Below are 26,357 nucleotides of genomic sequence, written 5' to 3'. Positions count from 1 at the left end.
CCATCTCCTATTTAAATAATTTACGAGCGACAATAGTGTTGAATAAAATCGGCATGAGTGGGCATGCTTTTTACTTTTTCCTGAATTGGAGCTTTAATGCTTTCTAAGAATCCTGCGAGGTTGGCATCACTCATGAGTTTTACGCTGTGGTGATAATGTTCAGGAACAATACCTTGCCCCAACATAACTTGCACCCATGAATCCACTCTAAACAGCTCACCGGCGGCTTGATAAGCGTGCGCATTATTTTTGAAAAGATTAATACGATGCGCCAGAGTATTGGGCAGTTCTTTAATTCGGCAATCGCGCCAGAATTGCGTATCATCGCGCTTGGTAAGATGATAATGCAACATAATAAAATCGCGAATGCCGGTGAGTTCTGCCACGGCCAAACCATTGTACTGGTCTTGTAGCGACTGATTGATACCACTGAAAGGAAAAAATTGAATAAGCCTTACAACACCCATCATAAACAAGTGAATACCGGTTGATTCCAAAGGTTCTAAAAATCCACCAGATAAACCAATTGCAACACAGTTTTTATTCCACACTTTGCGACGCACACCAGGACGATGCTTAATAACTCGCGGCTCATTGAGCGGCTTGCCATCCACCGCCTTAAGTAAATCAGCAATAGCTTGGTCATCGGAAATGTGGCGACGCGAATAGACGTAACCATTGCCCATTCTGTTTTGTAGCGGAATACACCAACGCCAACCAGAGCCCATTGCAATTGAACGAGTCAGTGGCAATATGTCGGTACTGGTGGTTTCAGTTTGCACCGCAACCGCTGCATCACAGGGTAACAGATGCGACCAGTCTTCAAAGCCGGTTTGTAAGGTTTTTTCAATTAACAGAGCTTCAAAACCTGTGCAATCAATAAACAAATCGCCTTGAATTGTTTGACCCGACTCAAGTACCAGCGAATCTATGTAGCCGTTGTTGTGATTTTTATTTACAGTGCAAATTTTTCCTTCAAAATATTTTACGCCATGCTCGATAGCGATATTTTTCAAAAATTTTGCGTAGAGCAGCGCGTCCAAATGATAGGCATAATTAATATCCATACCCGGCGCACAAGCGAATTTTTTCTGGCTTGAAGCTTGATGCTCAAGGCAATATTCACCGAAGTTTCCGCCCATGCCCTGCTCTTTAGCTCGCAACCAAAAATGCTGGAACTCGGCAATCCAACTTTCTTTTCCGGTCGCGCCAAACGAGTGAATGTAATTCACTCCCTCTTGCAGCCAGTTTTCAAAATGAATGCCGAGCTTAAAGGTGGCATTAGTAGCGCGCATTAATTCTTGTTCATCTATACCAATGAGCTGATGAAAAGTTCTCGATGTTGGAATAGTTGCTTCGCCTACACCAATGGTGCCAATGGCATTTGATTCAATCAACGTGATGTCGAGAATATGACCCAGCTTTTTCGCCAGGGCCACCGCGGTAATCCAACCTGCTGTGCCGCCACCGGCAATCACAACCTTTTTCACTTCATTACTATTTTTTATTTCATTATTATCCATCTTGCTCTCCGAAAATTATCGTTTGGTTTGCTGGAATAAATCGCACGGGATGGTAAGCCGCTTCGAACATTGAAAGATAATAATATTCAGGGGTACGCCGCTGTTGGTAGTGCAAGACCTATAAATCCCTACAATTTGTTGCGGGGCTATATTCCAGCAAAGCCTCTGCGGCGTATTTGATCCACATCGACCAAGTTGAAAATTCTAGTTAATTATTCAGCCAGCTTTACAGAATACAGCGCCGCAATGAGATCCGATTGCGTAACCATACCGACAACTTTCTTCTGGTTATCTAGGATAGGAATGTGATGCAAACCCGCATCTGACAGCAGGGGTACAAGATCGAACACATGGGTGTCTACGTTAGCGGTTAACACTTGAGTTGTCATAATTTGGCCAACCACTTCGGGTTTGTTGGAATAATCTCCGTCTGTTAGACGAATAAGTTTGCGCAGTTTTTCTTCAAATCCTGCGTACACATCGAGATTGGCGTGCTTCATAAAATCTACTAGAGTCACCACACCGATGAGATGCTGCGCAGAATTTACAACCGGCAACACTTTTATTTTGTGTGTGCGCAATGTCATCCATGCTTGCTCCAAAGATGTACCAAACTCAACGCTCACGAGATCGCTAGACATTATGTCGCCACAAGTTATTTTGGCAAAACGACGCCGATTAGATTGCATTTCGGTTTGCTTAATTAGGAACTCAAGATCTTCCCTACTAATATCCAGTGTTTCATTGTACTGACTTAGCACCTCGTCCAAATCCAGAGAATTAAATCCGGATCTACTGGTGGGAACCAAATCGCGTGTGTGATGTTTGTTGCGGTGCTTTTTTTGACGATGCGGATAAGGATGGCGCGTTGAATGATTATAGATGATTGCAACTATCACCAATATTAGTGAGTTAAGCCCCACCGGAAATAACAGATAATAGAAGCCCAGTTTATGAATTTCTGCCCCCGCTAACACGACATACAAAGCAATAGCTCCACTGGGAGGATGCAATGAGCGCGTCATAAACATGAAAAAAATGGCGAGTGATACTGCAACAGCTGCTGCAACAAATGGATTAGCTATCCACAAGGAACAAGCTACGCCGACCAAGGCCGCAATGGTGTTACCCACAAATACGGACCAAGGTTGTGCCAAAGGGCTCGCCGGCAACGCAAACAAGAGCACTGCGGAAGCCCCCATGGGCGCAATCAAATAGAATGAATCCTTCCCACCATCAAAAAAGTAACTCACAACACCGGTAACTAATATACCTACGAACGCTCCAAGAGCAGCCCTGTAACGTTCAATAGAATTTATTTCAAGATTGCCGGGACCAAAATCATTTATTAATTCCGCTAGGTAAGCACGAATTTTTATCATGATATTCTGCATAAGTAGCAACTCATCTTTATGCGTTTACCGTCAGTGAACAACGAGCGTTCCATAATACCCAACCCTTTTTAAAAAAAGCCTAGCCCTCAAGGGATAAGCACCTATCCCTTATTGGGTATTTTCTGTGTGCACCAACCCCGGAGCATTTATGATGAGTGCTTTCAATCAGTGGGATTAGATCATGAGCCAACAGCTTACGAGTTACGACGATTTGCTCCAGCTTGCGCGCGCCCAACCAAACCCGCAGCGCTTGCTTTTTGTATTCACGCAAGCAGAAATTGAACCAGACGCAAACGAAATGCAGAAAGCAGATTTTGACGCAGGCAACGGCGGATTATTAAAACCGATTATGTGCGTTGATAAACCACTGGATGAACTTTCTACCTTTAACGATTTGGTAGAAGAATCGGTAAAGACTGGCCAAGCTTGGACTGTAGTATTTGTCGCCTGTTTATCTGGCTATGGCAATAGAATGCCCAGCAGTGAAGATGCGAATAAACCACTCGATTCAATGATTAACTCTATTAACCAGGGAATGGTTAGCCAATATCTGGCATTTAACCGTGAGGGTGAGCTACTCTCGCTGGAGTTAAGTTAAACCTGCGATTAACTTTTTATGCTGAAAGCCATCAATACAAGCGCCACCCTAGCCTATCCATTTCGCATTTTATTTTTATGCTGCGCTGTTTATGCCATAGTAATAGTGACGACGTGGTTTGGAATTTTGCAGGGATGGTTTCATCTGCCCATTGCGTGGTCGCCCCTTTATTGGCACAGCCACGAAATGATATTTGGTTTTGTAGCGGCGGCGATTTGTGGCTTTTTACTTACCGCCATGTGCAACTGGACGGGCGCAAAACCGCTTACTGGATTTAAACTCTTGAGCCTGGTCGCATTATGGTCCGCAGGGCGGTTTGCTATGTGGATGGGTGACGCTCTACCTCCAGAATTAGTTGCCGTGGTGGACGTAGCTTTTTTAGCGGTTGTAGCGATTTACGTGGCGCGTGTGTTATTGCACTACGGCAATAAACGCAATTTAATCCTTGCAGTGGCACTCGCGTTGCTCACTACCTGCAATCTCGCGATGCATGCGGGTGCTTACACACAAAATAATCAGTGGATGTGGGCGGGCGAAACTACTGCGCTTGGGTTAATCACCTTAATTATGGTGATTATCGGCGGGAGAATTATTCCGCTATTTACAACCAATGCGCTGCGCAGCCAAGGCATTAACGTTGACTCTATAAAAAATTCTACCTTAGTAAACCAACTCAGTATTTTTGGCACCGCATTATTAATTCCGCTTAATTTTTTTACGCAATATTCATTGGCAGTGGGTCTGTTCACACTGTTTGTTGCTGGTATGCATGGGGTGCGACTTGCGCAGTGGCGCGGATGGTCCACGCGTCACGAACCGCTGCTTTGGATTTTGCATATAGGTTACGGTTGGATTGTGTTGGCGCTTCTATTTAAAGGATTACATTTGCTGGGAGCGCCTATAGCGATCAGCGTTTGGCAACATTCGCTGGGAGTGGGCGCCATGAGCGGATTAATTTTGGGCATGATGACGCGCGTGTCACTCGGCCACACCGGCCGCCCCTTAAAATTGCCGCGCTTGGGAGTGGCCATTTATCTGGCGATTATGCTTGCAGCAATGGTGCGCGTACTGGTGGCCTTGGGCGTGATAAATTTTCAGTGGGGATTAGCACTGGCCACACTTTTGTGGATTTGTGCGTTCGGCGTTTTTATTTATCGCTATAGCTTTATTTTAACCACACCACGTTTATGAGGTGGCTACTATCGCTGCAATACACCCACCTCTAGCTCTGCAAACCAATTAATAAAGCGCTCCACATCCGCGCCTTGAAAAATTGCACCGTGTTGCGGGCACAGCATATCAATATCCAACTTACTCACGCGCTCACACCAATTCTGTTTGGCGTAATTAGAGCCCATCCAGCGGCGATGAAAGCCCTCAGCCGATTTTATGGTTTTATCAAAATCGTAAACGAAAATATTGGTTTCATCGGCAGGCAAAAGCGCAGCACCTATATCGCCGGAAAATAAAATTCTCGCAACAGGATCATAGAGGTTTGAATTGCCGGAAGAATGCAAATAATGCGCGGGGATTGTTTTTAGCTCCAAACCGTTTAATTGAATGCTCATGCCTGGATCGGGAATTGGAATAAAGGTATCTTTATTTCCGCCAAAATGCGGAATAAACCCCGTCCACAACCACGGAATGTAACAGGGAAGCTCGGGATTAAATTCCAACCAAAGCGACAAGGACGAAATAATGTCGGGGTCTTGGTGAGACGCAAACAGCGCGACAATATCCTCAGGATTGGTGGCAGCACAGATCGCAGCAAAAACCGAAGGAAATATTTCCATACCGCCAGGGTCGGTTAATAGGGATTTTCCGTTATAGCTTATCAAATATTCGTTAGTATCAATCAAATAATTTGGACGTTCAGGATCGCGCGCGACAACCCGCCAAATATGATTTCCTTGCTGAAAGATTGTCTGTGCCTTTTTCATTATTTCCTACGCAATGTGTTTTTTAGTCGATCTATAACCTCTGGGATAGCATCAATAAATAAGCTGAAATCTGCTGCTATTTGCGAGAGCATTTGGGAAAAATCTCCTCCATAAGTAGCTTCAATTTTTAATGACCGCGAAATCACACTTCCAAATCGACTGGTATCATCAGCATCTTGCAATAAAATCTGAAGTCGTTCGTATACTTGTAATGTGTTGGTACTCAAAGACAGGGCTTGCTTTTTCGCGGCAAGAAGAAAGTCTATATACGAGCTGTCATTTAATTGTTCAGTGGCGCGCGTCATTAGTGCGTTCATTCGAAGGTGACGCTGATGTAAGCTGATCGTTTGTATGGATTCGTAGGATAAATACATAAGTGCCTCCATGTTCATAGTGAGCGTTTTACTAAATATCCTCAACTCATCTGAAATGACACCAAAACCTGAAGCAACATTGCCCGCTTTACGAGCCAATAAAATTGCATTAAGCGCCAGTAAATTAATATTACGAGCGAGTAGAACAACGGATTTAATATCTTCATTTATTCGAGCAATTAATACGAGGTCATTTGAACACTTCATCACTAAAAAACCTGGAGACTAAACATAGGTTATAGCAAACAAATGCCAATTGTGAGGAGTTTTTGTCAAATTATTGATTAGCCTAAAATTTTTCATCCCCTGCGAATCAAGGGAATTGAGATGCCAAGCTTGCGATCTGAAAATTGCATTTATGAACAATGCCCACAGCAATCCTCACGGGTAACTGCTGCTTCGGATAAAGAATCAACTATACCCATACCCTGTCTCCTAGCGACATGTCCATCCACGCGATCAAACAGGATATTATTTTCCAGGTGGATATGATCCATGAGATCCTCCTTAAAAGTTCGTAGACCCAAGTAAAGCGCTCGCCAGGTGTTACAGGCACCTTTAGGAGGTTGGATTCCATATGTTAGGCGTTCCAGCATAGCGAGATGCTCTCCATGATCATCATGCTCACGACGCATCACAGAAACTGGTCCAGTTGCCATATGCTCAGCCCCCTGAGAAAGCATTGGAAACAATATATTTTCCTCTTTGCACATATGATGTTCTAGCTCTGACTGCATTTTTTCTAAATAATTTGCCAAGCCTAAGGGGCATTCAGGGTGATCAGAATGTACCGTCTCCACGCGATTTGCTAGCCGGATAAGCTCAGGTAGTTGTTGGCGATGAACGTCGTGGTAGCGAGTGAGGATATGTTCAATTAGTTCCAAATTCGGAACATCGTTCCAGCACTTCTGACCACTATCAAATGTCAACAATGCGTTCAACTCGTCACTAATAGTTTGCGGATCAATACCGCTATTTGCAGCGGCTTCACCCAAGGTTTTATTTCCGCCGCAACAGAAATCCAGCTGATACTTATGAAAAACTCCAGTGGCACCAGGTATTGTTTTTGCAAGAAAACCCAACCGTTTATCAAGATAACTCACACTACTCTCCTACCAAAACATAGTTGTTACAAACACTAATCGTCTTCCTAAAGCATAACTAGAATTCGAGAAATTCATAGCTGACAAATGGAATACGCCTGTTGCATTTTGTAGGCAGCAGGCTATTACCTAATGGGTAGAGATATTTGAAGCAATTAAACACACACTAGATATAAATGATCTGAGGATTTCATAATGTGCATCGGTGTAATCGTGGCAGGAGGGCGATCTCGCAGAATGGGAGGTGGCGATAAATTTTTGTTACCGCTTGGCGAAAAAACTATTATTGAGCGGACCGTAGATCGTGCTGTAACTCAAGTGACTAGCTTATTATTTAATTGCAATAGTGAAAGAGAAGGTATTAGCTCTATTGGCATACCTGTTGTTAAGGATATCTTTGAGGGATGGCGAGGCCCACTCGCAGGCATACACGCCGGCTTAAACTGGATGACCCAAAATCAACCAGAGTCAGAGTGGCTGGCCAGCTTTGCAGCGGATACACCCTTTTTTCCAGAGGATTTAGTTGGGCGATTATTGGAGCAAGCGGAAATCAATAGTTGTGACTTAGTAGTAGCAACTCACAATAGTGAAATACAGCCCTTATTCGCGCTATGGAATATTTCTTTACTTTATCGGTTGGAGGAACATTTGCTGAACGGTGGAAATCCTAAAATGCAAACATGGATGGCTTCGCAGAACACTAGTTATGTAGAGTTTGGGAACGCTGAGCAAAACCCGTTCTTTAACATTAACACTCCAAGTGATCTCTCTGAAGCTGAATCCATGGTTAAGTCGAAAAAATAAACCGCACGTGCCATCCATAGCGATGCGCATGATCAATGGATGATATCACTGAATCAATGGCTGGCTATTTACATTAAAGTCATACCCCTCAATGTCAGCAGCAGCGATTAAATTCTGAATATATTGGGCAACGGCTTTACGTTTAACTTTTTCATTTAAATAGCTGGCGATATTGACGTGCACAATATCAAAGGTTAATTGGTGTCCCGGTGTAATGCGGTTAATTTTTACCACATGAAAACCGTAGCGGGTTTCAATGGGCTTAGCCATTAGGCCAACAGTCCCCAACAACAATTGCCGTTCAAATTCGGGCACGGTTTGGCCGCGACTAATTTGCCCTAAGTCGCCACCCACCGTTTTGGAAGGACAGGCAGAGAGGGTGCGCGCAAGCTCGGCAAAATCTGCACCAGACAGCACATCAATAATCGCCTTTTCTGCATCCAGCTTGGCGAGAACACGCGCCTCATCGTCTTCGGGTTCGGCGGCAAATAAAATATGCTGCACTTCAAGAATCGGTGAGCTGGTAAACCGCTTTTGATTTTGTGAAAAATAATGTTCGCATTCATCGCGTGTGGCACTGGGCACGACAACCTCATGGGCGAGTAACATTTCTAAAAAATCATCATCCGATGTATTTTCATCATCACCCGACACCACCAATCCGAGGGCTTGCGCGCGCTGACGCAAAAGTTCGGAAATAATCAGCGACTCCGCAGCCTTAATCATAGCTTCACGCTGCGAGCCCGCGGGGTGATACTGCATTTCTGACAAGATAACTTGCTCTGAAATAGTGGCTTCGTTTACTTGAATCATATAAATAAACCGCAAGAGTTAGTAAGTAGTGGGCAGAACCTGTGGAGAGAAAGGCTTTAGCGATAAATTCAGGTACGCTTACCGCTAAAGCAACACTGGCCGAGCCTGGCAAAAAATTACTTCCACGCTTTTTTTCTAACGACCTGATAATTTCTGCCAAAGTATTTAACCGGAACACTGGCAATATGCACCAAGCGACTAAATGGAAAGGCAATAAACAAGGTCATTCCAAAAAATACATGTAGCTTATAAATCCAATGCACAGGTGCAATGGATTGCGCGGCCGCCACAGCATCGAAGGTTACAAAGTTCTGCGCCCAGCTCATTAACATCAGCATTTCAGAGCCATCCAAATGGTGCGCAGACACAAAAATAGAGGACAAGCCAAGCAGTAATTGCACACACAACATAAGCAGCACCACTATATCCATAGTGCTGCTAGATGCTCTTACCCGCGCATTGGCTAAGCGCCGCACAATTAAAATCACCATGCCGTACAAACAAATCAGGCCAAAAAACCCACCCATACCCATGGCAATTAATTGTTTAAACTCGGCGTGAATACCTAAAAAGTGCCACGCCTCAACCGGTGTTAACAAACCCACAAAGTGCCCCATCAACACCATAATAATGCCAATGTGAAATGGCTTACTGCCGCGCTGCAACATTTTACTTTCAAGCAATTGACTTGAACTCGCCTTCCACGTGTATTGCTCGCGGTCGTAGCGAACCCACGTTGCAACAAAAAATACAATTACTGCAATGTACGGAAAAATTCCGAATGCCACCATATTCAAATAATTCATACTGACTCCTGAGTGCGCGCACCGGCATGGAAATTTAGTAGTGACTCAACATTAATAAATTCCTGATGATCTTTGCTTTGTGATTGAGTAGGACGCTTAATCGCAATACCGCAGGCATCTGCATCAGATTCTGCCGTAAAACTAACCGCTTCCTCCTCCCACACTTTATCTAAGGCTTCCGGCGTATCATCGCGCTCTTCGCTTTTTATTTGCTGTTGAATATCGGTCAAATCAACTTGCACTTGCGATAAGAACAGCAAGCCATGAAACAGCACAGCGTAGTTGGTAGCACGCTCATCTAACCGGCAGGCGAGCACCGCTAAAATGTGTGCAATTTCTTCCAAACCTATTTGCGCGTTGGTATCACCTTGGGTGGATAAAAACTCCAGATAGAGCGGAATGTAATCAGGCAGTTCCAGCGCCGCTATATCCAAACCCGCCGCTTGATATTGCTTTTGCAAATTCACCATCGCCTGCCCGCGATCACGAGATTCGCCGTGAATATGTTCAAACAATAACAGCGATACCGCGCGGCCACGCTCAAACAAACCATCGTATTCCGATTGCCAATCCAATAAGGGCCTAGCACAACGGTCGTTGATAAAATCGCTCAGGGATTTTTTTAATTCGCCCGTGAGTGACGACTGTGCAACCACATCAAGTAGCTCAACGCGCGATGCCGCAATACTCTCTGTTGGATAATCCATTAACAGTGAAATAACTTGTAATAATTTCATGGCTTACTCCTGCAAGGTCACGGGTATAACTTGACGGACACCCTTCGCTTTGGCGCCAAACACGTTAACAGAATTATTTCCGTCACCACATCCGTTACCAAAACTAAAGCCGCAACTGCTCTTCATGTCGTAAGCATTTTCGGCATAGGCGCGGTGACTTGTGGGTACCACAAAACGATCTTCGTAGTTGGCAATAGCCATGTATCTATACATTTCTTCTACTTGGGCCACACTCAATCCCGCTTGTTGCAATACCGCTAAATCCTGTTCTCCATCCACGTGTTTGCTACGCATATAGGCGCGCATGGCAATCATTCGCTCCAGCGCATTTTCTACGGGTTTTTCGTCGCCAGCTGTTAATAGGTTGGCGAGGTAACGCAACGGAATACGCAGCGATCTCAAATCGGGAATTTCACCGTTTTTGCCAACGTGGCCAGCGGTAACAGCATTTTGAATAGGCGACAAAGGTGGGATATACCAAACCATCGGCAAGGTTCTGTATTCGGGGTGAAGCGGCAGCGCCACTTTCCAATCCATTGCCATTTTATAAACAGGTGAATTGCGCGCAGCATCTAACCAAGCCTGTGGGATACCTTCGGCTTGGGCGGCAGCAATCACTGCGGGGTCATTTGGATTGAGGAAAATATCGCACTGTGCTTTGTATAGATCGGCCTCATTTGGTGTGCTGGCGGCTTCGGCAATGCGGTCTGCATCGTAAAGCAATACACCCAAATAACGAATTCTGCCCACACAGGTTTCAGAGCACACGGTGGGTTGCCCGGCTTCAATACGTGGATAACAGAAAGTACATTTTTCTGATTTTCCGCTTTTCCAGTTGTAATAGATTTTTTTGTAGGGGCAGCCCGATACGCACATGCGCCAACCGCGACATTTATCTTGGTCGATCAATACAATGCCGTCTTCATCGCGCTTGTAAATGGCACCAGAAGGACAAGACGCAACGCACGCAGGATTTAAACAATGCTCACACAAACGTGGCAAATACATCATGAAGGTTTTTTCAAACTGACCGTAGATTTCTTTTTGCACTACGTCGTCAAAGTTTTTATCTTTTTTGCGTTTTTCAAACTCGGTGCCGAGAATTTCTTCCCAGTTTGGCCCCCAATTAATTTTTTCCATACGCTGGCCGCTAATCAGCGAACGTGGGCGAGCCGTGGGCTGGTGCTGCACATTGCCGGCGCTGTGTAAATGCTCGTAATCAAAATCAAACGGCTCGTAGTAATCGTCAATTTCGGGTAAATCCGGGTTCGCAAAAATATTGGCGAGCACGCGCAACTTGCCACCAATTTTTGGGGTTAACTTACCGTTTTTATCGCGCTGCCATCCGCCTTTCCATTTCGCCTGGTTTTCCCACTCTTTAGGAAAACCAACGCCGGGTTTGGTTTCAACATTATTGAACCACGCATATTCAACACCTTCGCGCGAAGTCCACACATTTTTACAAGTGATAGAGCAAGTGTGACAACCAATGCACTTATCTAAATTTAATACCATGCCTATTTGTGCACGTACTTTCATTTTATCTCTCCAATCGAGATCGAATCATTAAAGAAGTTAAGATGATTTTGACCCCCTCCCAGCCTCCCCCTCCACGAGGGGGAGGAGCTGACTCTCGCGAGTATCAACCCCTCGAGCCATGGATTCCCTCCCCTTTTGAAGGGGAGGGTTAGGGTGGGTTTATGCACTCCAAATCAAGGCGTGCCCAGCCAATCCACTTCTTTCATTTTTCTTACAACAACAAACTCATCGCGGTTACAACCTACAGTGCCGTAATAATTAAAACCGTAAGATTGCTGCGCATAACTACCAATCATATGCGTGGGCTTCATAATTGCGCGCGTTACTGAGTTATGCATACCACCGCGTGTTTTGGTCAGCGATGAACCGGGCATATTAATAATGCGTTCCTGCGCGTGATACATAAGACTCATCCCTTGCGGTACACGCTGAGAGACAACCGCGCGCGCAGAAATAGCACCGTTCACGTTAAACACGTCGATCCAATCGTTGTCTTCAATACCCGCTTCTTTTGCATCTACTTCACTTATCCACACAATAGGACCACCGCGCGACAATGTGAGCATTAACAGGTTATCGGAGTAAGTACTGTGAATACCCCATTTTTGGTGCGGCGTAATCCAGTTCAAAATAATTTCTTTGTTGCCGTTTGGCGTTTTATCTTTTACGGGATCAATGGTTTTTAAATTGACTGGCGGCTTGTACAAACATTGTTGCTCGCCGAAATCGCGCATCCATTCGTGATCTTGATAAAACTGTTGACGGCCGGTAAGGGTGCGCCACGGAATTAATTCATGCACATTGGTGTAACCGGCGTTGTAAGAAACGTGTTCGTCTTCCAAGCCAGACCACGTGGGCGATGAAATAATTTTGCGCGGTTGCGCCACAATATCGGCAAAGCGAATTTTTTCATCTTCTTTGGGTAAGGCTAAATGCGCGTGTTCGCGGCCGGTAATAACACTCAAGGCCTCCCACGCTTTTACCGCAACATGGCCGTTGGTTTCAGGTGCGAGCGATAAAATAACTTCGCAGGCATCAATCGCACTTTCAATTTTTGGACGTCCTTGATTAGCGCCCTCTTCGTGATGAATGCGATTTAGTTTTCCTAAAAATTCAACCTCCTCTTTGGTATCCCATTTAATGCCTTTACCACCGTTGCCCAGTTTTTCCAGCAAAGGCCCTACCGATGTAAAGCGTGCAAAAGTATTCGGATAATCGCGTTCAACTACCGCAATATTCGGCATGGTGACACCGGGAATAGCCTCGCATTCGCCTTTCCACCAAGCCTTAACACCAAATGGCTGACCCAATTCATCTGGCGTATCGTGCATTGTGGGTTGAGTCACAACATCTTTTTCAACACCGAGATGACCAACGCACACTTCAGAGAATTTTTTCGCAATGCCTTTGAAAATATCCCAATCGCTGCGTGATTCCCAAACCGGATCAATCGCTTTACTAAGTGGATGAATAAACGGATGCATATCCGATGTATTCATATCGTCTTTTTCATAGAAAGTTGCAGTAGGCAATACGATATCGGAATACAAACAGGTAGTAGACATTCTGAAATCAAGCGTCACCAACAAATCCACCTTGCCTTCGGCCGCTTCATCATGCCATTTCACGTCTTGTGGCTTTTTGCCGTGATCGCCCAAATCTTTACCGAGCAAACCGTGCTTGGTGCCGAGCAAATGGCGCAACATATATTCGTGGCCTTTGCCGCTGGAACCCAACAAATTTGAACGCCAGATAAACATATTGCGTGGGAAATTTTGCGGCGAATCCGGATCTTGACAGGCAAATTGCAAATTGCCGGATTTCAATTCATCCACAACATATTGCTTGGGTTCTTTACCGGCTGCCGCAGCGGCCGTGGCAATTCGCAATGGATTGGTAGCGAGTTGCGGTGCAGATGGCAACCAACCCATGCGCTCTGCGCGCGAGTTAAAATCAATAATGCTGCCCGACCATTTCTCTTTATTGGCGAGCGGGGAAATGACTTCGCTCATATCCAATTTTTCATAACGCCATTGGTTTGCGTGATTGTAGAAAAATGAAGTGCCGTTCATTTGACGTGGTGGACGTTGCCAATCCAAACCAAATGCCAAAGGCAACCAACCTAATTGCGGACGCAATTTTTCCTGACCTACATAGTGCGCCCAACCGCCGCCGCTTTGACCGATACAGCCGCACATCATCAGCATGTTAATCAGGCCGCGATAATTCATATCCATGTTGTACCAGTGATTGAGTGCAGCACCCACAATCACCATGGAACGACCGTGAGTTTTATCAGCGGTACGCGCAAATTCGCGCGCAACACGAATAACATCTGAACGCTTAACACCGGTTACTTTTTCTTGCCATGCGGGAGTGTAAGGCTTGTCATCATCAAAACTGCTCGCGCAGTTTGCATCACCCAAACCATTGTCTACACCGTAGTTTGCAATTGTTAAATCAAATACAGTGGCAACCAATACTTCGCTGCCGTCTGCTAATTGCAGCTTGCGCGCAGGCACTTTGCGCAGCTGAATATCTTTGTGATCGGTGTGTTTGAAGTAATCGTACTCATGCTCGTGGCCACCAAAATAGGGGAAAGCCACATCGGCAATTAAATCGCAATTATTTTTAAGTGAAAGGTGCGAATTAATTTCTGCGCCCGCACCACCTTCGCGATTTTCCAAATTCCATTTTCCACTTTGCCCCCAGCGATAGCCGATTGAGCCGAGCGGGCTTTTAAGTTGATTGTCGTTGGAATCCAGCACAATGGTTTTCCATTCCGGATTATTTTCCTGCCCCAAATTGTCAACCAAATCTGATGCACGCAAGAAGCGGCCTTGAGTGAGCACCTCGCCATTTTTTTCTAAAATGACCAACATGGGCATGTCGGTATATTGTTTTACGTAAGAGGTGAAATAACTACTGGGGTTATCGATATGGAATTCTTTTAAAATCACATGGCCAAACGCCATCGCCAAAGCAGAATCTGTACCTTGTTTTGGTGCGAGCCAGGTATCGCCAAATTTTGAAGCTTCAGAATAATCCGAGGTAATAATGCAAGTTTTGGTGCCCTTGTAACGCACTTCCGATAAAAAGTGTGCGTCGGGTGTACGCGTTTGTGGAACGTTGGAACCCCAAGCAATGATGTAAGCGGAGTTATACCAATCTGCAGATTCAGGCACGTCGGTTTGCTCGCCCCACACTTGCGGAGATGATGGCGGTAAATCGCAATACCAGTCGTAAAAGCTTAAACAGTTTCCGCCAATCAAGGATAAATAGCGTGAGCCTGCGGCGTAAGACACCATCGACATTGCGGGAATGGGCGAGAATCCGGAAATACGATCGGGACCAAATTTTTTTGCGGTGTAGACGTTCGCAGCAGCAATAATTTCATTCACTTCTTCCCAATGGGCACGCACAAATCCACCCAAACCACGGCGCTCTTTGTATTTTTTTGCACGTTTTGGATTTTGCACAATGGATTCCCATGCGCGCACCGGGTCGCTAAATTCTTCACGGGCCTCGCGCCACAATTCCATTAATGCCTGACGAATTTTTGGATATTTCAAACGATTGGCACTGTAGATATACCACGAATAACTTGCACCACGAGGGCAGCCGCGCGGCTCGTGGTTTGGAAGATCAGGACGTGTGCGCGGATAATCGGTCTGCTGGGTTTCCCAAGTAATCAAACCGTCTTTCACGTAAATTTTCCAGCTGCATGAGCCGGTACAATTTACGCCGTGGGTAGATCGTACAATTTTGTCATGCTGCCAACGCTGGCGGTAACCCTGCTCCCAGGTGCGATCCTCATTTGTTGTAACGCCATGCCCATCGGCAAAGGGTTCTTGACGCTTTTTAAAGAAACGTAATTTATCGAGAACATGACTCATCGTGGGACGACTCCTTAACTAAAATATCGCGCGCCATCTCTGCCAGTAATACGGATGAGAAAACGCATAAGAATTAAATTGCCTTCGCTAACAACACAATTTGCAACCTAATAGTACGATATTAGTTAGCGCTTAACCAGTACCGAGTTTTTACATGAATTCTTAAGGCTACCCACAAAGTGGTACGCTGGATCATGTTCTAACTTATTGTTTTTGTTAAAAACTAGGCTATCAGAATAGGCATGGAGCAATGTATTTATTACTCCAAAAATTAAAGAGGTACTACTACGGTATCCGTTAAAATTTTTGGCAAAAAAAATCGCCACTGAAAGGGGAATCCAGTAGCGAAAAAGGGTAGTCCAATTTAAATCTAGATTTGGTGTCGGAGGGATCGAAGTAGATCCATCGCGGTTATAACGCCAACGATTTTGTTCTGTTCAGTGACAAAAATTCGATGTAAGCGCCTGTCTAATAATATGTCGATAACTTGATCGATCGCGGCTTGCTTATCAACTGCTATAACTTCTGGAGTCATTATTTGATGAACCGTACAATTTTTATCTGCGTCCTTCACCCAAGCTCGTAGATCCTCAGAGTTAATATCTTGTCCGCAACTATCGCGGTAATGATTGCGCATCACATTGCCTTTTTCTCCATCATCTAAACTGTGGAATCTGAACACATCCCCCACACTCACGATACCTACAAGCTCATGATCAGATGCGATAACGGGAGCTGCTGAAATCTGATGTTTAATAAAAAACTCCGCCAAACGATAGATCGTCCAGCCCTCGTAGACTGTCAATAGATCACAGGACATGATGTCGTTCGCCACGGGTACTACAGATTTCATTGCCATACTGTCTCCTTCGTCAGGCTTGACGAGTTGTGAAGTAGATTTATTACGCAATCCATCATCATTAGCAACAACTTATTATAAGTACTCTTTTAGTGGTAGTTGGCATGCTAGTACCAAAGGCATGTATTATATGTTTCGAATACCACACTTATATAAATCTTCAAATATGATTCCGCAAAAAAAGACCTCAATTGTAGTGCGAATTAGTGTTGCGCTGGCCTGTATCGTTATGCTTGGCATGACGACCATGCTTATTTCTTACTGGATATCTGAAAAAGCGGAAAATGATTCACTCGCTATAAATGTAGCCGGTTCGCTTCGAATGCAAAGTTATAAGATTGGACTTATGTCCATTGAAGGAAACAGTCAGGAATTGAGATTCGCCAGAAATAAAATAGATAGCATCTGGAAACATCCAGTTTTTGACAGAATCCGTCGTGAGAAACCACACATCAGTGAACTCTATGACGAAGCATTTTTAAACTGGTCTAATAAAGTTGTCCCAGCAATGCAGAATGTAAAATCAAATGGAGAGCTGCAAAGCATTCTAGACCAACAGATCGAACTATTAGATCAACTCGTTACTGCGATTCAGGTAGATGCGGAATATAAGGTACGCAGCTTTAGATTGGTTCAGATTATTGCTCTTTTTACTACCCTATTTGTATCTGTGTTAGTTATGTATGCATTGAAGGTTAAAGTCGAGCAGCCACTAACAACGCTCACAAATGCAGCTAAGCGTATTTCACAGGGGGATTTTGGTTACCGTATCCGACCAATGGAAGCCAATGAGTTAGGGGTGCTTGCTGAAACATTGAATTCTATGAACGCAGCAATTGGTTACATGTACGAAAACCTTGAAAAGCAAGTCGATGAGAAAACAGACGAGTTAAAAAAATCAAACATCACTTTACAATTTCTGTACGATACTGCGCGCTTTATTATTGAACACAATCCTGAAGGCATTAATTTCGATGAGATTATATCGCGCCTATCTTCAGTGACAGGTGTAAACGACATCGAACTGTGTCTTATGACAAACGCTGGAAATAGTCCATATTTGCAGATCAAACCAGCAAGCGAAATAACTCAGGAACTATGCGCAGCTAAGAACTGTGAAAAATGCATTGCAAGCCGTGGCATTGTGGAAAAATCATCCAGCGCTACAACCTATCGGTTTCAATTAAACCGAGAGCAGCGTCATTTTGGTCTGATTGTTTGCAATCTCCCTCCGGCAGATACATTGTCCACATGGCAGGAGCAATTAATCCAATCTGTTACGGATCAATTAGCCGTTGGTCTAAGCCTCAAGTCGGAGGAAGACCAGTCAAGACGCGTTGCGGTTTTGCAAGAGCGCAATGCAATCGCCAGAGAACTGCATGATTCACTGGCACAGGCCCTCTCCTATTTGAAAATTCAGGTTACGCGTCTCAACCTTGCAATTAACAAAGAAGACAAAAATACAATGGAAGATGTAGCCGACGAGTTGAAACAAGGGCTGAATAATGCTTATCGTCAGTTGCGCGAGCTTTTAACAACCTTCCGCTTAAAGGTAGACGGTGGAGGGTTAAAAAATGCGCTGGATGCAACTGTTCAACAACTGAGTGAACAATCCTCCATAGAGATCAGCTTGGACTTCAATTTATTTAACGTACCGTTAACTCCAAATGAGGAGATTCACTTACTACAAATTATTAGGGAAGCGAGCCAGAACGCTATACACCATAGCAAGGGGACTAAGTTAAATATCCATTTGAAACAATTAGTTGACAAAAAAATATCGCTGACTATCGATGATGATGGCATTGGCATGCCTGACTCACCGGAAAAATTAAACCACTACGGCCTTGCCATTATGAAGGAACGAGGAAAACACTTGGGCGGTATTCTAGACATACACAACAATCATGGGGGCGGTACGCGGATAGATTTTACTTTTCTTCCAGAATTTATTATTCAGCGCAATAAAAACAATATAGCCGTCACGGATATTACCGAAACGAAGGAGTTGTGATGGAGTACGCCACTTTATTGATTTCTGTCTTATTTTTTTTTATCGCATTTCTCTACGCGTGTGTTGGTCATGCTGGTGCGTCAGGTTATATTGCCGTAATGGCTTTTATGAGCATTGCTCCAAGCACAATCAAGCCTGCGGCACTACTTTTAAATATACTTGTTGCCAGCATTGCGTCGGTTAAATTTTATAGAGCTGGTGCTTTCTCCAAGCATATATTTTTTCCGCTAATTGCAACCTCCATTCCTCTTGCGTATCTGGGAGGATTGGTCAATTTGCCTGGCTCCACCTATAAAATCTTAATCGGATTTGTACTGATTTACGCCTCCATGCAATCGTTCTACTTGTATCAGCCGTTGGCGACTACCGCAAAGGATGTCTCATCCACTGAAGCAGATGTAGAAAAATCACCACGCAACATCTTCATAAAAAGATCGTTCTGCTCAAACGAATCAAGATCCAATTCAGCTCCAAAACCTTTCTCGGTTTTATGAATCACCAAGGCGTTCATTGTTATAAGCGGCTGACGGTACTGTCGGTTAGCGACAATTTCCAGTCTTAGTTGCTGCTCACATCCTATGTCAGCAAATTCCGTTTCAACAAAAACACCAAGACGGCTTCCGTTTTTAATTCTCCCTATCGCAATAGGCTGATTGTATCGATGAATAAGCACTTTCAAATCACCAGTAATTCTCTCCGTACATCTGTGTTCCATAGAATGTCCCTCGCGCCAGTGAATATTGTGTCAAGCTAAACGATCGTAACGGTAAATCCGCGAATGTATTTGTGTTTCCAAATCTTCCGGGAACTGGCTCCAAGTAAATTGCCATTGCCAGTTGGTTCCGGTTGTCCCGGGCATGTTCATTCTATGCTCTCCATCCAGAGCCAAAAAATCCTGTAGAGGAATCATAGTCAATGGTGAGACAGATGACAGTGCGGATTCAATTAAAAGCCAGTTGATCGGTTGATCGCTCTGATAAAGATAATTTCTCACCAGCAACCGTTGATCCTCGTTTAAGGATTGATACCAACCAACCGTTGTGTCGTTGTCATGAGTGCCGGTATAAATGACGTCACTCAGGGAGTGGCAATGCGGTAAGTGTGGGTTTTTGTTATTGCCATCGAACGCAAATTGCAAAACCAACATGCCCGGCAGATTAAATTTATGCCTCAAGGCTTCAACTTCGGGTGTGATTAACCCAAGGTTTTCTGCTACCAGCGGTAAATCTGGAAATGCGTTGAAACATGCCGTTAAAAATTCATCGCCCGGCGCTTTTACCCACTGCCCGCCCCGCGCATCTTTGCTGTCACCGGGAATTTCCCAAAAGGCTTCAAAGCCACGAAAATGGTCGATACGAATCAAATCAAATTGATTTAATTGGGTGCGAAGCCGATCAATCCACCAACTAAAGCCATCTGCTTCCATTGCAGCCCAGTTGTAATGCGGATTACCCCAATGCTGGCCTGTTTCAGAAAAATAGTCAGGTGGAACACCGGCAACAGTTAATGCATTACCTTGTTCATCTAAATTAAAAAAGTGCTGAGCTGCCCATACATCTGCGCTGTCATGGGCAACAAAGATAGGCATATCACCAAATAGAAAAATATTTTTGCTTTTTGCGTAATGCTGAAGCTGATTCCACTGCTCAGCGAAAGCAAATTGCTCGAACACATACACAGAAATATCTTTTTCTAGCAGCTTTTTGTATTCAGCAACCGCTTGAGGTTCTCGTTTAATAAGTTCAGCTGGCCATTGAGTCCAAGGCAACTGATTGAAATGCTTACGCAGCGCCATAAACAGTACAAAGTCATCTAACCAATATTGATTATTGGCAATGAATTCCTGCAATCTTGTTTGGAGATGATGCGAGTCAGCCAATCTTTCATAAAACTGAACTGCACATTCTGAACGAATTTTTTTTAAGTTTTCGAGCGAAGCCGATGCTTCTTGCCAATCATTATTACCATCAACCCAACCGTGATGCACAAGCCAATCAATACTGATTAATTCAGGGTTGCCTGCATGTGCAGACACGGATTGATACGGAGAGAGATCAGCATGCGTTGGCGTTGTCGGCAACATTTGCCAAACGCTTAAACCTGCCTTTGCAAGAAAATCCACAAATAAGTAAGCATCTTTTCCCAGCGCGCCATGCATCTGTGGATAGGGTTTGGATTGAAAAAAAGAATGTGCATTAGGAAGTGATGTGGGGTGCAATAACACCCCCGCCCTGCGGGCTTGGAAGAGCGGTGAGACCTTAACAACTTTATCTGGCATCTAAGCCCTATCCTTTCGTTATGAGCCCTGGCTCGTTAGTTTTCGTGACCTTGCCGCATTACGCCACCAGTCGCCGGATCGCCGCCGCCAACACTGATTACCGTATTTAAATATTCAGGTTCAGGTACGCGAATCAAGTGATATAAATTTTTCAAATGTTGACGATACAAATATTCAAAGTCGCTTACGCTCTGCGCGGGATTGTATCCGCCAAACCACCAAAACCAATCCGAGCCCTCGCATAAGGCCAACTGTTTTTCAATTTGTTGTAGTTCAGATTTGGTATATTTTTTTGTAGCAAGCGCGTGGTCAACAGCAAGCTTGGCTTCGCACAACATATCCCAACCGCGGTTTTTATCTTTGTCACCAATCCAAGTTGAAAAGTTTCCGTAAACCCAACTACCGGCGACTACGTGAGGCATAGTGAGTGGTTCCGGTTTTTGCTGATCGAGTAACTCGCTATAAGTCGTGAGTTCAAGCATCGGGTGCTCATCGATTCGCTTATAAAGTTGCGCTAAGAAGTAATAGGCATTCTCAGGAAAATATTCCCACGCGTTTTCACCGTCCATAATCACGGAGATCACAGAATTTTTAGGATTGTCACACGCATTGGCAATGTTAACCATGTGATTAATTAAATCACCTACTGCGTCGTCCGAATGCCATGTTGCGTATTTAAAACCAATTAAATCAGAAAGACCGTCATCGCGGAAAAAGCAATTCACCTTATGATCTGCAAAATTGTAGGGACGATGCAAGCAAGCCTTGCGCTCGCTCAAATCATCTGCAATCACTTTGTTGTCTGGATGACGCAGGGTGTTGTGTAAAACTGAATCTCCTGTTGCAACCCAATCAAACCCGGCCTCTTGCATTAACTTAAGTGTGTCATCACTCACACTGCCCTCTGACGGCCAGCAGCCGCGAGGTTTGTGACCAAAATAATGTTCAAAGGTTTTTATACCCTGTGCCAAATGCCATTTAGCGCGCTCTTCGCCGCCAGCATAATTGGTTGCAATGGGAAGGGTTACTTCTGGCCATGCTTGTCGCGCAGAATTTATATCCAATAGCAATGGCACTATGGGATGTGCATAAGGACTCATACACAATTCGATTTGGCCTTTTTGGTATAGCGCTTTATAACGAGGGCCGATGGAGGCTATTTCCTCGCCAATTAATTTGACCAAATCCATGCGGTCTTGCCAGCTAAAACCACGACCTTTGTTTTGCCAGGCCTGCACACGGTAATCGCTGCGGCGAAGCGTTTCTGACAACCAACTCAGGTGATACCAGAACCCTAAGTCAATTAAAAATTGCTCGTTCAAATATTTTGCGATGGGTGAATGCTCATCAAGTTTTTCTGCGATGTCTGCTAACTCGCGATAAATTGGAAAGCGCTCAATCATGCGTTGGCGATTAGCACGCAAATATTTTTTGGATAAGGCAATAAATTCCGGTGTACCGGCCAGCGGTAGATGGGAATCTACCAGTGACCATAGAACCGCATCTTTAATTTTTTCTTGCCGTTTAAAAAAGTTTTCGATTTGTTGCGCGTAGTCATCAAGCTGCTCCAACAAAATCGGCGCAAAATTAAATACGGCGCGCGCTTTAGGTTGCGCCTCCAAATGCGCAACCATGTCCACGTAATCTTTTAATGCATGAAGATAAGTCCAGGGGAAGTAATATTCCCCTGTCATTATGTTGCGATAATCTGGCTGATGCATGTGCCAGAGAAATACAACCTTCATTTTGCCATTAAAGGGCATGCGGATGATCCTCACTCAACATTTCCGGTGTTACTAATACAACACCTTTGGGTGAAACAAAGAAACGCTTGCGATCTGCTTCTTCATCGTAGCCAATCACAGTTCCTTCGGGGATTTTGCAGCGACGGTCAATTAGCGCTTTGCGAATTTTGCAATTGCGCCCTACTTCCACACTGGGGAAAAGCACTGAGTCTTCAATATCACAATAAGAGTGAATTCTAACGCGCGGGAACAGTAATGAATGCTTCACAACAGAACCGGAAACAATGCAGCCACCGGCAATTAATGAGTCCACTGCATAACCGCGGCGACCTTCGTCATCGAAAACGAATTTTGCTGGTGCAACTTGTTCTTGATGAGTCCAAATTGGCCACTCCGCATCATACAAATCCAATTCTGGAATAACCGAGGTTAATTCGAGGTTCGCTTCCCACAGTGCATCAACAGTTCCTACATCGCGCCAGTAACCTTCTCCACCGCTAATTGGATCACGGAATGGGAATGCATTTACGCGATGGGTATTGATCATGGATGGAATAATATTTTTACCAAAATCATGTTCTGAATCAGGATTTTTTTGATCCTTCAATAATTCACTGAACAAGACTTTGGTACTAAATACATAGATACCCATTGATGCCAAGGCTTTATCGGTTTTGCCGGGCATGGGTTCAGGGTTGGCTGGTTTTTCAGTAAAACGAACGATGCGGTTGTCTTTATCAATGTCCATCACACCAAATGAGCTGGCAATATCAAGCGGAACTTCAATGCATCCCACAGTGATATCAGCACCACGCTCTACGTGTGCCGCAATCATGGTACCGTAGTCCATCTTGTAGATATGGTCGCCCGCAAGAATCAAAACGTATTCGGGGTTGTGACGACGAATAATATCGAGGTTCTGCAATACCGCATCGGCAGTCCCCACATACCAAGATTCATCAAGGCGTTGTTGAGCGGGTAATAATTCAACGAACTCACCTAACTCACCACCGAGAAAACCCCAACCGCGTTGGATGTGTCGATCAAGGGAATGAGACTTGTATTGCGTTAATACGCTAATGCGACGAATGCCGGAGTTAACACAGTTAGATAAAGGGAAATCGATGATGCGAAATTTTCCGCCAAAGTGTACGGCGGGTTTTGCTCGCCAGTTTGTTAATTGATGAAGGCGCGAACCGCGGCCACCTGCAAGAATAACCGCTAAAGTTTTTTGTGTAAGGCGGCTTACAAAACGACCAGAGGTCTGGTTAGTACTCATTAAAACTCCTTTCTTTCTTATTTCAAAGTGATGATCTGAGATTAAACTAATGATCTGACAATAAAATGATTTCTCTTTTGTGACTTTGAGCAATATCAATGCCAAGAGAAACGATCCATTTCAAATTTCGCATTTCGACCTAAGATTAATTAATGCCTCGGGCGAGTCATATAAGTGTAGACTCAATACTGGCATCGAATCTGCAAATGTTTATGTCAAGCTAAACATTTTTTGCATAACAAGCGCGTAGCTTTAAGGGCACTTTATACTTAACCTATTACGCTTTCATGTAATTGTTCAGTAAGTTAATCTAAATTAGCTGCTCGCGTCTATAAAGTTAAACGCCAATCCTGTAGGTATAGATAAAAACCCCGGATTAGTCATTTTTTGGTCAAAAATATCACTTTGAAACAGGACTCTTTTCATGCTTAGTGCACAACCGGCACAAACCTTAACCAGTGAATTACACCGTATCATTAACGCGACTCATCATGACCCCTTTGAGGTTCTGGGGCGCCATCCCTTAGCGGCAGCTACGTCCGATGCCGATACGCTGGTCAGGCTATTTATTCCGGGCGCACGCGACGTCAATGTACTTCTTCAAAACGGAACGAGCCCTTTAGAACGTATTGAGGGTACTGATTTTTTCGAATGGTATGGCTTGGCAAAAAACCTACCGGCTCATTATCAAATCCGCTGGACCGACCGCCACAATCAAGTTCGCGTTGAATATGACCCCTACAGCTTTGCACCACAATTGGGCGAACTCGATATGCACCTCTTTGGTGAGGGGCAGCATTGGGGCATCTATAACGTTCTTGGTGCTCACCCAAAAACAATCGATGGAGTTGCGGGGGTTCTCTTCGCAACATGGGCGCCCAGTGCTGAAAGAGTAAGCATTGTGGGAGATTTTAACGATTGGGACGGTCGCCACCATCCAATGCGAGTGCGCGGTGCAAGCGGTCTTTGGGAAGTATTTATTCCCGGTGTGAAGCCAGGCACCAACTACAAGTACGAAATTCGTAACCGCGACACACATCAAACCTTTTTAAAATCTGACCCCTACGGGCAGGCGTTTGAACAACGCCCCAAAACCTCGTCCATTGTTGCAGCACCATCCCAATTCGCGTGGGACGATCATGGGTGGATGGACAAGCGCGCAAGCTGGGATTGGCAAAAATCGCCTATCTCCATTTATGAAGTGCATTTGGGATCTTGGCGTCGTGGCGAAGGCAACAGCTTTTTGAGCTACCGCGATCTAGCTCATCAGCTGGCGGATTACGTGAAATACATGGGCTTTACCCATGTCGAAGTTCTGCCCATTACTGAGCACCCTTTGGATGACTCCTGGGGATACCAAACTACAGGCTACTACGCGCCCACGAGCCGTTTTGGCTCGCCGGATGATTTCCGTTATTTCGTTAATCATCTTCACCAGCAAGGCATAGGTATTTTGTTGGATTGGGTCCCTGCCCACTTCCCTAAAGATGCACACGCCCTCGCCCGCTTTGATGGCAGCGCGCTTTATGAACATGAAGACCCACGCTTAGGCGAACACCGCGACTGGGGCACATTGATTTATAACTATAGCCGCAACGAAGTGCGTAACTTTCTATTAGCCAACGCGCTCTACTGGTTAAAAGAATTCCATGTCGATGGTTTGCGTGTTGATGCTGTTGCCTCCATGTTGCACCTGGATTACTCACGCAACCATGGCGAATGGATTCCTAATATCTACGGCGGTAATGAAAACCTTGAAGCCATGGCCTTCTTAAGTCAGCTAAATGTCTTATGTCATGGCCAATGTCCGGGCGCAATTGTCGTCGCAGAAGAATCTACCGCGTGGCCGCAAGTTACCCGCCCAACCTATGTTGGCGGCTTGGGTTTCTCTATGAAGTGGAATATGGGGTGGATGCACGACACGCTCGATTACATGAGCAAAGATCCGATCTATCGCCAATACCATCACAACCAACTCACCTTTGGGATGATGTACGCCTTCACCGAAAATTTCCAACTTCCCTTTTCGCACGACGAGGTGGTTCACGGTAAGGGCAGCATGATCGGAAAAATGCCGGGCGACGATTGGCAAAAATTCGCAAACCTCAGGTTGCTCTACACCTACCTCTACACCTACCCCGGCTCAAAACTGCTGTTCATGGGTAGCGAATTTGGTCAATGGAGCGAATGGGCCCATGCGCGTTCGCTCGATTGGCACTTGTTAGATGAAGGAAGTTCCGGCGGCGAACAAAATAGACACGTCGGTTTACAAACCTTAGTGAAAGATTTGAACAAGTTATACACCAGCTTGCCGTCGCTTTATGAACGCAGTTTTCAATATGACGGATTCGAATGGGTTGATTGCCATGATTCAACACAATCTGTCATCAGCTATTTACGCAAAAGCAGCTCTGGTTTCACTTTAGTAGTTTTGAATTTCACACCAGCCTTGCGAGAAAATTATCGACTCGGTGTTCCTGTTGCAGGCACCTATCACGAAATTTTCAATTCGGATTCCGCCTATTACGCTGGCACTAACAAAGGCAATGCCTCAGAAATTCCAACGGAACAAATTAGCTGGATGGGACATGCGCAATCCATTCAACTTACTTTGCCGCCGCTAGGTGCTATTTTGTTGAAATGTGATTACTAAAA

20 protein-coding genes and 1 pseudogene are annotated in these 26,357 nt (G+C 44.8%); 6 read left to right on the top strand and 15 right to left on the bottom strand.

Going from position 1 to position 26,357, the window contains the following annotated elements; translation table 11 throughout:
* Positions 1-20: 20 nt before the first annotated feature.
* Both U1F02_RS00865 and U1F02_RS00860 read right to left on the bottom strand, forming a co-directional pair.
* Positions 21-1,523, bottom strand: coding sequence for a tryptophan halogenase family protein (locus tag U1F02_RS00865; RefSeq protein ID WP_409988458.1), 1,503 nt, complete (start codon positions 1,521-1,523; stop codon positions 21-23).
* A gap of 212 nt (positions 1,524-1,735) precedes the next feature.
* Positions 1,736-2,905 (bottom strand): HPP family protein, encoded by a 1,170-nt coding sequence (locus tag U1F02_RS00860; protein WP_409988457.1) that lies wholly within the window; start codon positions 2,903-2,905, stop codon positions 1,736-1,738.
* A 193-nt stretch (positions 2,906-3,098) separates the two neighbouring features.
* Between U1F02_RS00860 and U1F02_RS00855 the strand changes: the two genes are divergently transcribed.
* Both U1F02_RS00855 and U1F02_RS00850 read left to right on the top strand, forming a co-directional pair.
* Positions 3,099-3,515 (top strand): hypothetical protein, encoded by a 417-nt coding sequence (locus U1F02_RS00855; RefSeq protein WP_409988456.1) that lies wholly within the window; start codon positions 3,099-3,101, stop codon positions 3,513-3,515.
* Positions 3,516-3,533: 18 nt separating this feature from the next.
* Positions 3,534-4,706: an NnrS family protein gene (locus U1F02_RS00850; protein WP_409988455.1), complete on the top strand. Its 1,173-nt coding sequence runs from the start codon at positions 3,534-3,536 to the stop codon at positions 4,704-4,706.
* A gap of 8 nt (positions 4,707-4,714) precedes the next feature.
* Here the strand turns inward: U1F02_RS00850 and U1F02_RS00845 are convergent, their stop codons facing one another.
* The 3 genes from U1F02_RS00845 to ytfE form a co-directional block, all read right to left on the bottom strand.
* Positions 4,715-5,455 carry an MBL fold metallo-hydrolase gene (locus U1F02_RS00845; RefSeq protein ID WP_409988454.1) on the bottom strand — a complete coding sequence of 247 codons (741 nt, stop codon included), beginning with the start codon at positions 5,453-5,455 and terminating at the stop codon, positions 4,715-4,717.
* A complete protein-coding gene (locus tag U1F02_RS00840; protein WP_409988453.1) occupies positions 5,455-6,036 on the bottom strand; it encodes a hypothetical protein in 582 nt (193 codons plus the stop codon). The genes U1F02_RS00845 and U1F02_RS00840 overlap by 1 nt, the downstream gene beginning before the upstream one ends.
* A gap of 149 nt (positions 6,037-6,185) precedes the next feature.
* Positions 6,186-6,932: an iron-sulfur cluster repair protein YtfE gene (ytfE, locus tag U1F02_RS00835; protein ID WP_409988452.1), complete on the bottom strand. Its 747-nt coding sequence runs from the start codon at positions 6,930-6,932 to the stop codon at positions 6,186-6,188.
* Between the two features lie 195 nt (positions 6,933-7,127).
* On the opposite strand from ytfE, the gene mobA reads away from it, so the two are divergent.
* The gene (gene mobA / locus U1F02_RS00830) at positions 7,128-7,736 is read left to right on the top strand and encodes a molybdenum cofactor guanylyltransferase MobA (protein WP_409988451.1); all 609 of its coding nucleotides are present in this window, start codon (positions 7,128-7,130) and stop codon (positions 7,734-7,736) included.
* A 45-nt stretch (positions 7,737-7,781) separates the two neighbouring features.
* Here mobA and U1F02_RS00825 read toward each other — a convergent pair whose 3' ends face one another.
* From U1F02_RS00825 to U1F02_RS00800, 6 genes are all read right to left on the bottom strand, one after another.
* Positions 7,782-8,549, bottom strand: coding sequence for a peptidylprolyl isomerase (locus U1F02_RS00825; RefSeq protein WP_409988450.1), 768 nt, complete (start codon positions 8,547-8,549; stop codon positions 7,782-7,784).
* A 116-nt stretch (positions 8,550-8,665) separates the two neighbouring features.
* Positions 8,666-9,355: a respiratory nitrate reductase subunit gamma gene (gene narI / locus U1F02_RS00820; RefSeq protein WP_409988449.1), complete on the bottom strand. Its 690-nt coding sequence runs from the start codon at positions 9,353-9,355 to the stop codon at positions 8,666-8,668.
* A complete protein-coding gene (gene narJ / locus U1F02_RS00815; protein WP_409988448.1) occupies positions 9,352-10,092 on the bottom strand; it encodes a nitrate reductase molybdenum cofactor assembly chaperone in 741 nt (246 codons plus the stop codon). The genes narI and narJ overlap by 4 nt, the downstream gene beginning before the upstream one ends.
* A gap of 3 nt (positions 10,093-10,095) precedes the next feature.
* Positions 10,096-11,631 (bottom strand): nitrate reductase subunit beta, encoded by a 1,536-nt coding sequence (narH, locus tag U1F02_RS00810; RefSeq protein ID WP_409988447.1) that lies wholly within the window; start codon positions 11,629-11,631, stop codon positions 10,096-10,098.
* Between the two features lie 173 nt (positions 11,632-11,804).
* Positions 11,805-15,527: a nitrate reductase subunit alpha gene (locus tag U1F02_RS00805; protein ID WP_409988446.1), complete on the bottom strand. Its 3,723-nt coding sequence runs from the start codon at positions 15,525-15,527 to the stop codon at positions 11,805-11,807.
* A gap of 370 nt (positions 15,528-15,897) precedes the next feature.
* Complete coding sequence (locus U1F02_RS00800; protein ID WP_409988445.1) at positions 15,898-16,386, bottom strand: HPP family protein; 489 nt, start codon at positions 16,384-16,386, stop codon at positions 15,898-15,900.
* 130 nt (positions 16,387-16,516) lie between these two features.
* On the opposite strand from U1F02_RS00800, the gene U1F02_RS00795 reads away from it, so the two are divergent.
* On the top strand, positions 16,517-18,400 hold the full coding sequence (locus U1F02_RS00795) for a histidine kinase (protein WP_409988444.1): 1,884 nt from the start codon (positions 16,517-16,519) through the stop codon (positions 18,398-18,400).
* A pseudogene (locus U1F02_RS00790) lies at positions 18,400-18,696 on the top strand (hypothetical protein); the annotation flags it as partial. The gene U1F02_RS00795 and the pseudogene U1F02_RS00790, both read left to right, overlap by 1 nt.
* Before the next feature lie 53 nt (positions 18,697-18,749).
* Here U1F02_RS00790 and U1F02_RS00785 read toward each other — a convergent pair.
* Genes U1F02_RS00785 through glgC form a run of 4 tightly spaced genes read right to left on the bottom strand, consistent with a single transcriptional unit; the run spans position 18,750 to position 23,702 of the window.
* The gene (locus U1F02_RS00785) at positions 18,750-19,115 is read right to left on the bottom strand and encodes a hypothetical protein (RefSeq protein WP_409989062.1); all 366 of its coding nucleotides are present in this window, start codon (positions 19,113-19,115) and stop codon (positions 18,750-18,752) included.
* 30 nt (positions 19,116-19,145) lie between these two features.
* Positions 19,146-20,678 carry a 4-alpha-glucanotransferase gene (malQ, locus tag U1F02_RS00780; RefSeq protein WP_409988443.1) on the bottom strand — a complete coding sequence of 511 codons (1,533 nt, stop codon included), beginning with the start codon at positions 20,676-20,678 and terminating at the stop codon, positions 19,146-19,148.
* Between the two features lie 35 nt (positions 20,679-20,713).
* Entirely contained in the window at positions 20,714-22,441 is a 1,728-nt protein-coding gene (locus tag U1F02_RS00775; RefSeq protein WP_409988442.1) for a glycoside hydrolase, read from the bottom strand.
* On the bottom strand, positions 22,431-23,702 hold the full coding sequence (gene glgC / locus U1F02_RS00770) for a glucose-1-phosphate adenylyltransferase (protein ID WP_409988441.1): 1,272 nt from the start codon (positions 23,700-23,702) through the stop codon (positions 22,431-22,433). Before glgC ends, U1F02_RS00775 begins: the two co-directional genes overlap by 11 nt.
* Positions 23,703-24,126: 424 nt before the next feature.
* Here glgC and glgB point away from each other — a divergent pair, with 424 nt between their 5' ends.
* On the top strand, positions 24,127-26,355 hold the full coding sequence (glgB, locus tag U1F02_RS00765; RefSeq protein ID WP_409988440.1) for a 1,4-alpha-glucan branching protein GlgB: 2,229 nt from the start codon (positions 24,127-24,129) through the stop codon (positions 26,353-26,355).
* Positions 26,356-26,357 lie beyond the last annotated feature (2 nt).

The organism is Cellvibrio sp., assembly GCF_046347455.1.
Classification (GTDB): domain Bacteria; phylum Pseudomonadota; class Gammaproteobacteria; order Pseudomonadales; family Cellvibrionaceae; genus Cellvibrio.
Note: the sequence above shows the minus strand (reverse complement) of the source record. Positions and strands in the feature narration are given on the sequence as shown.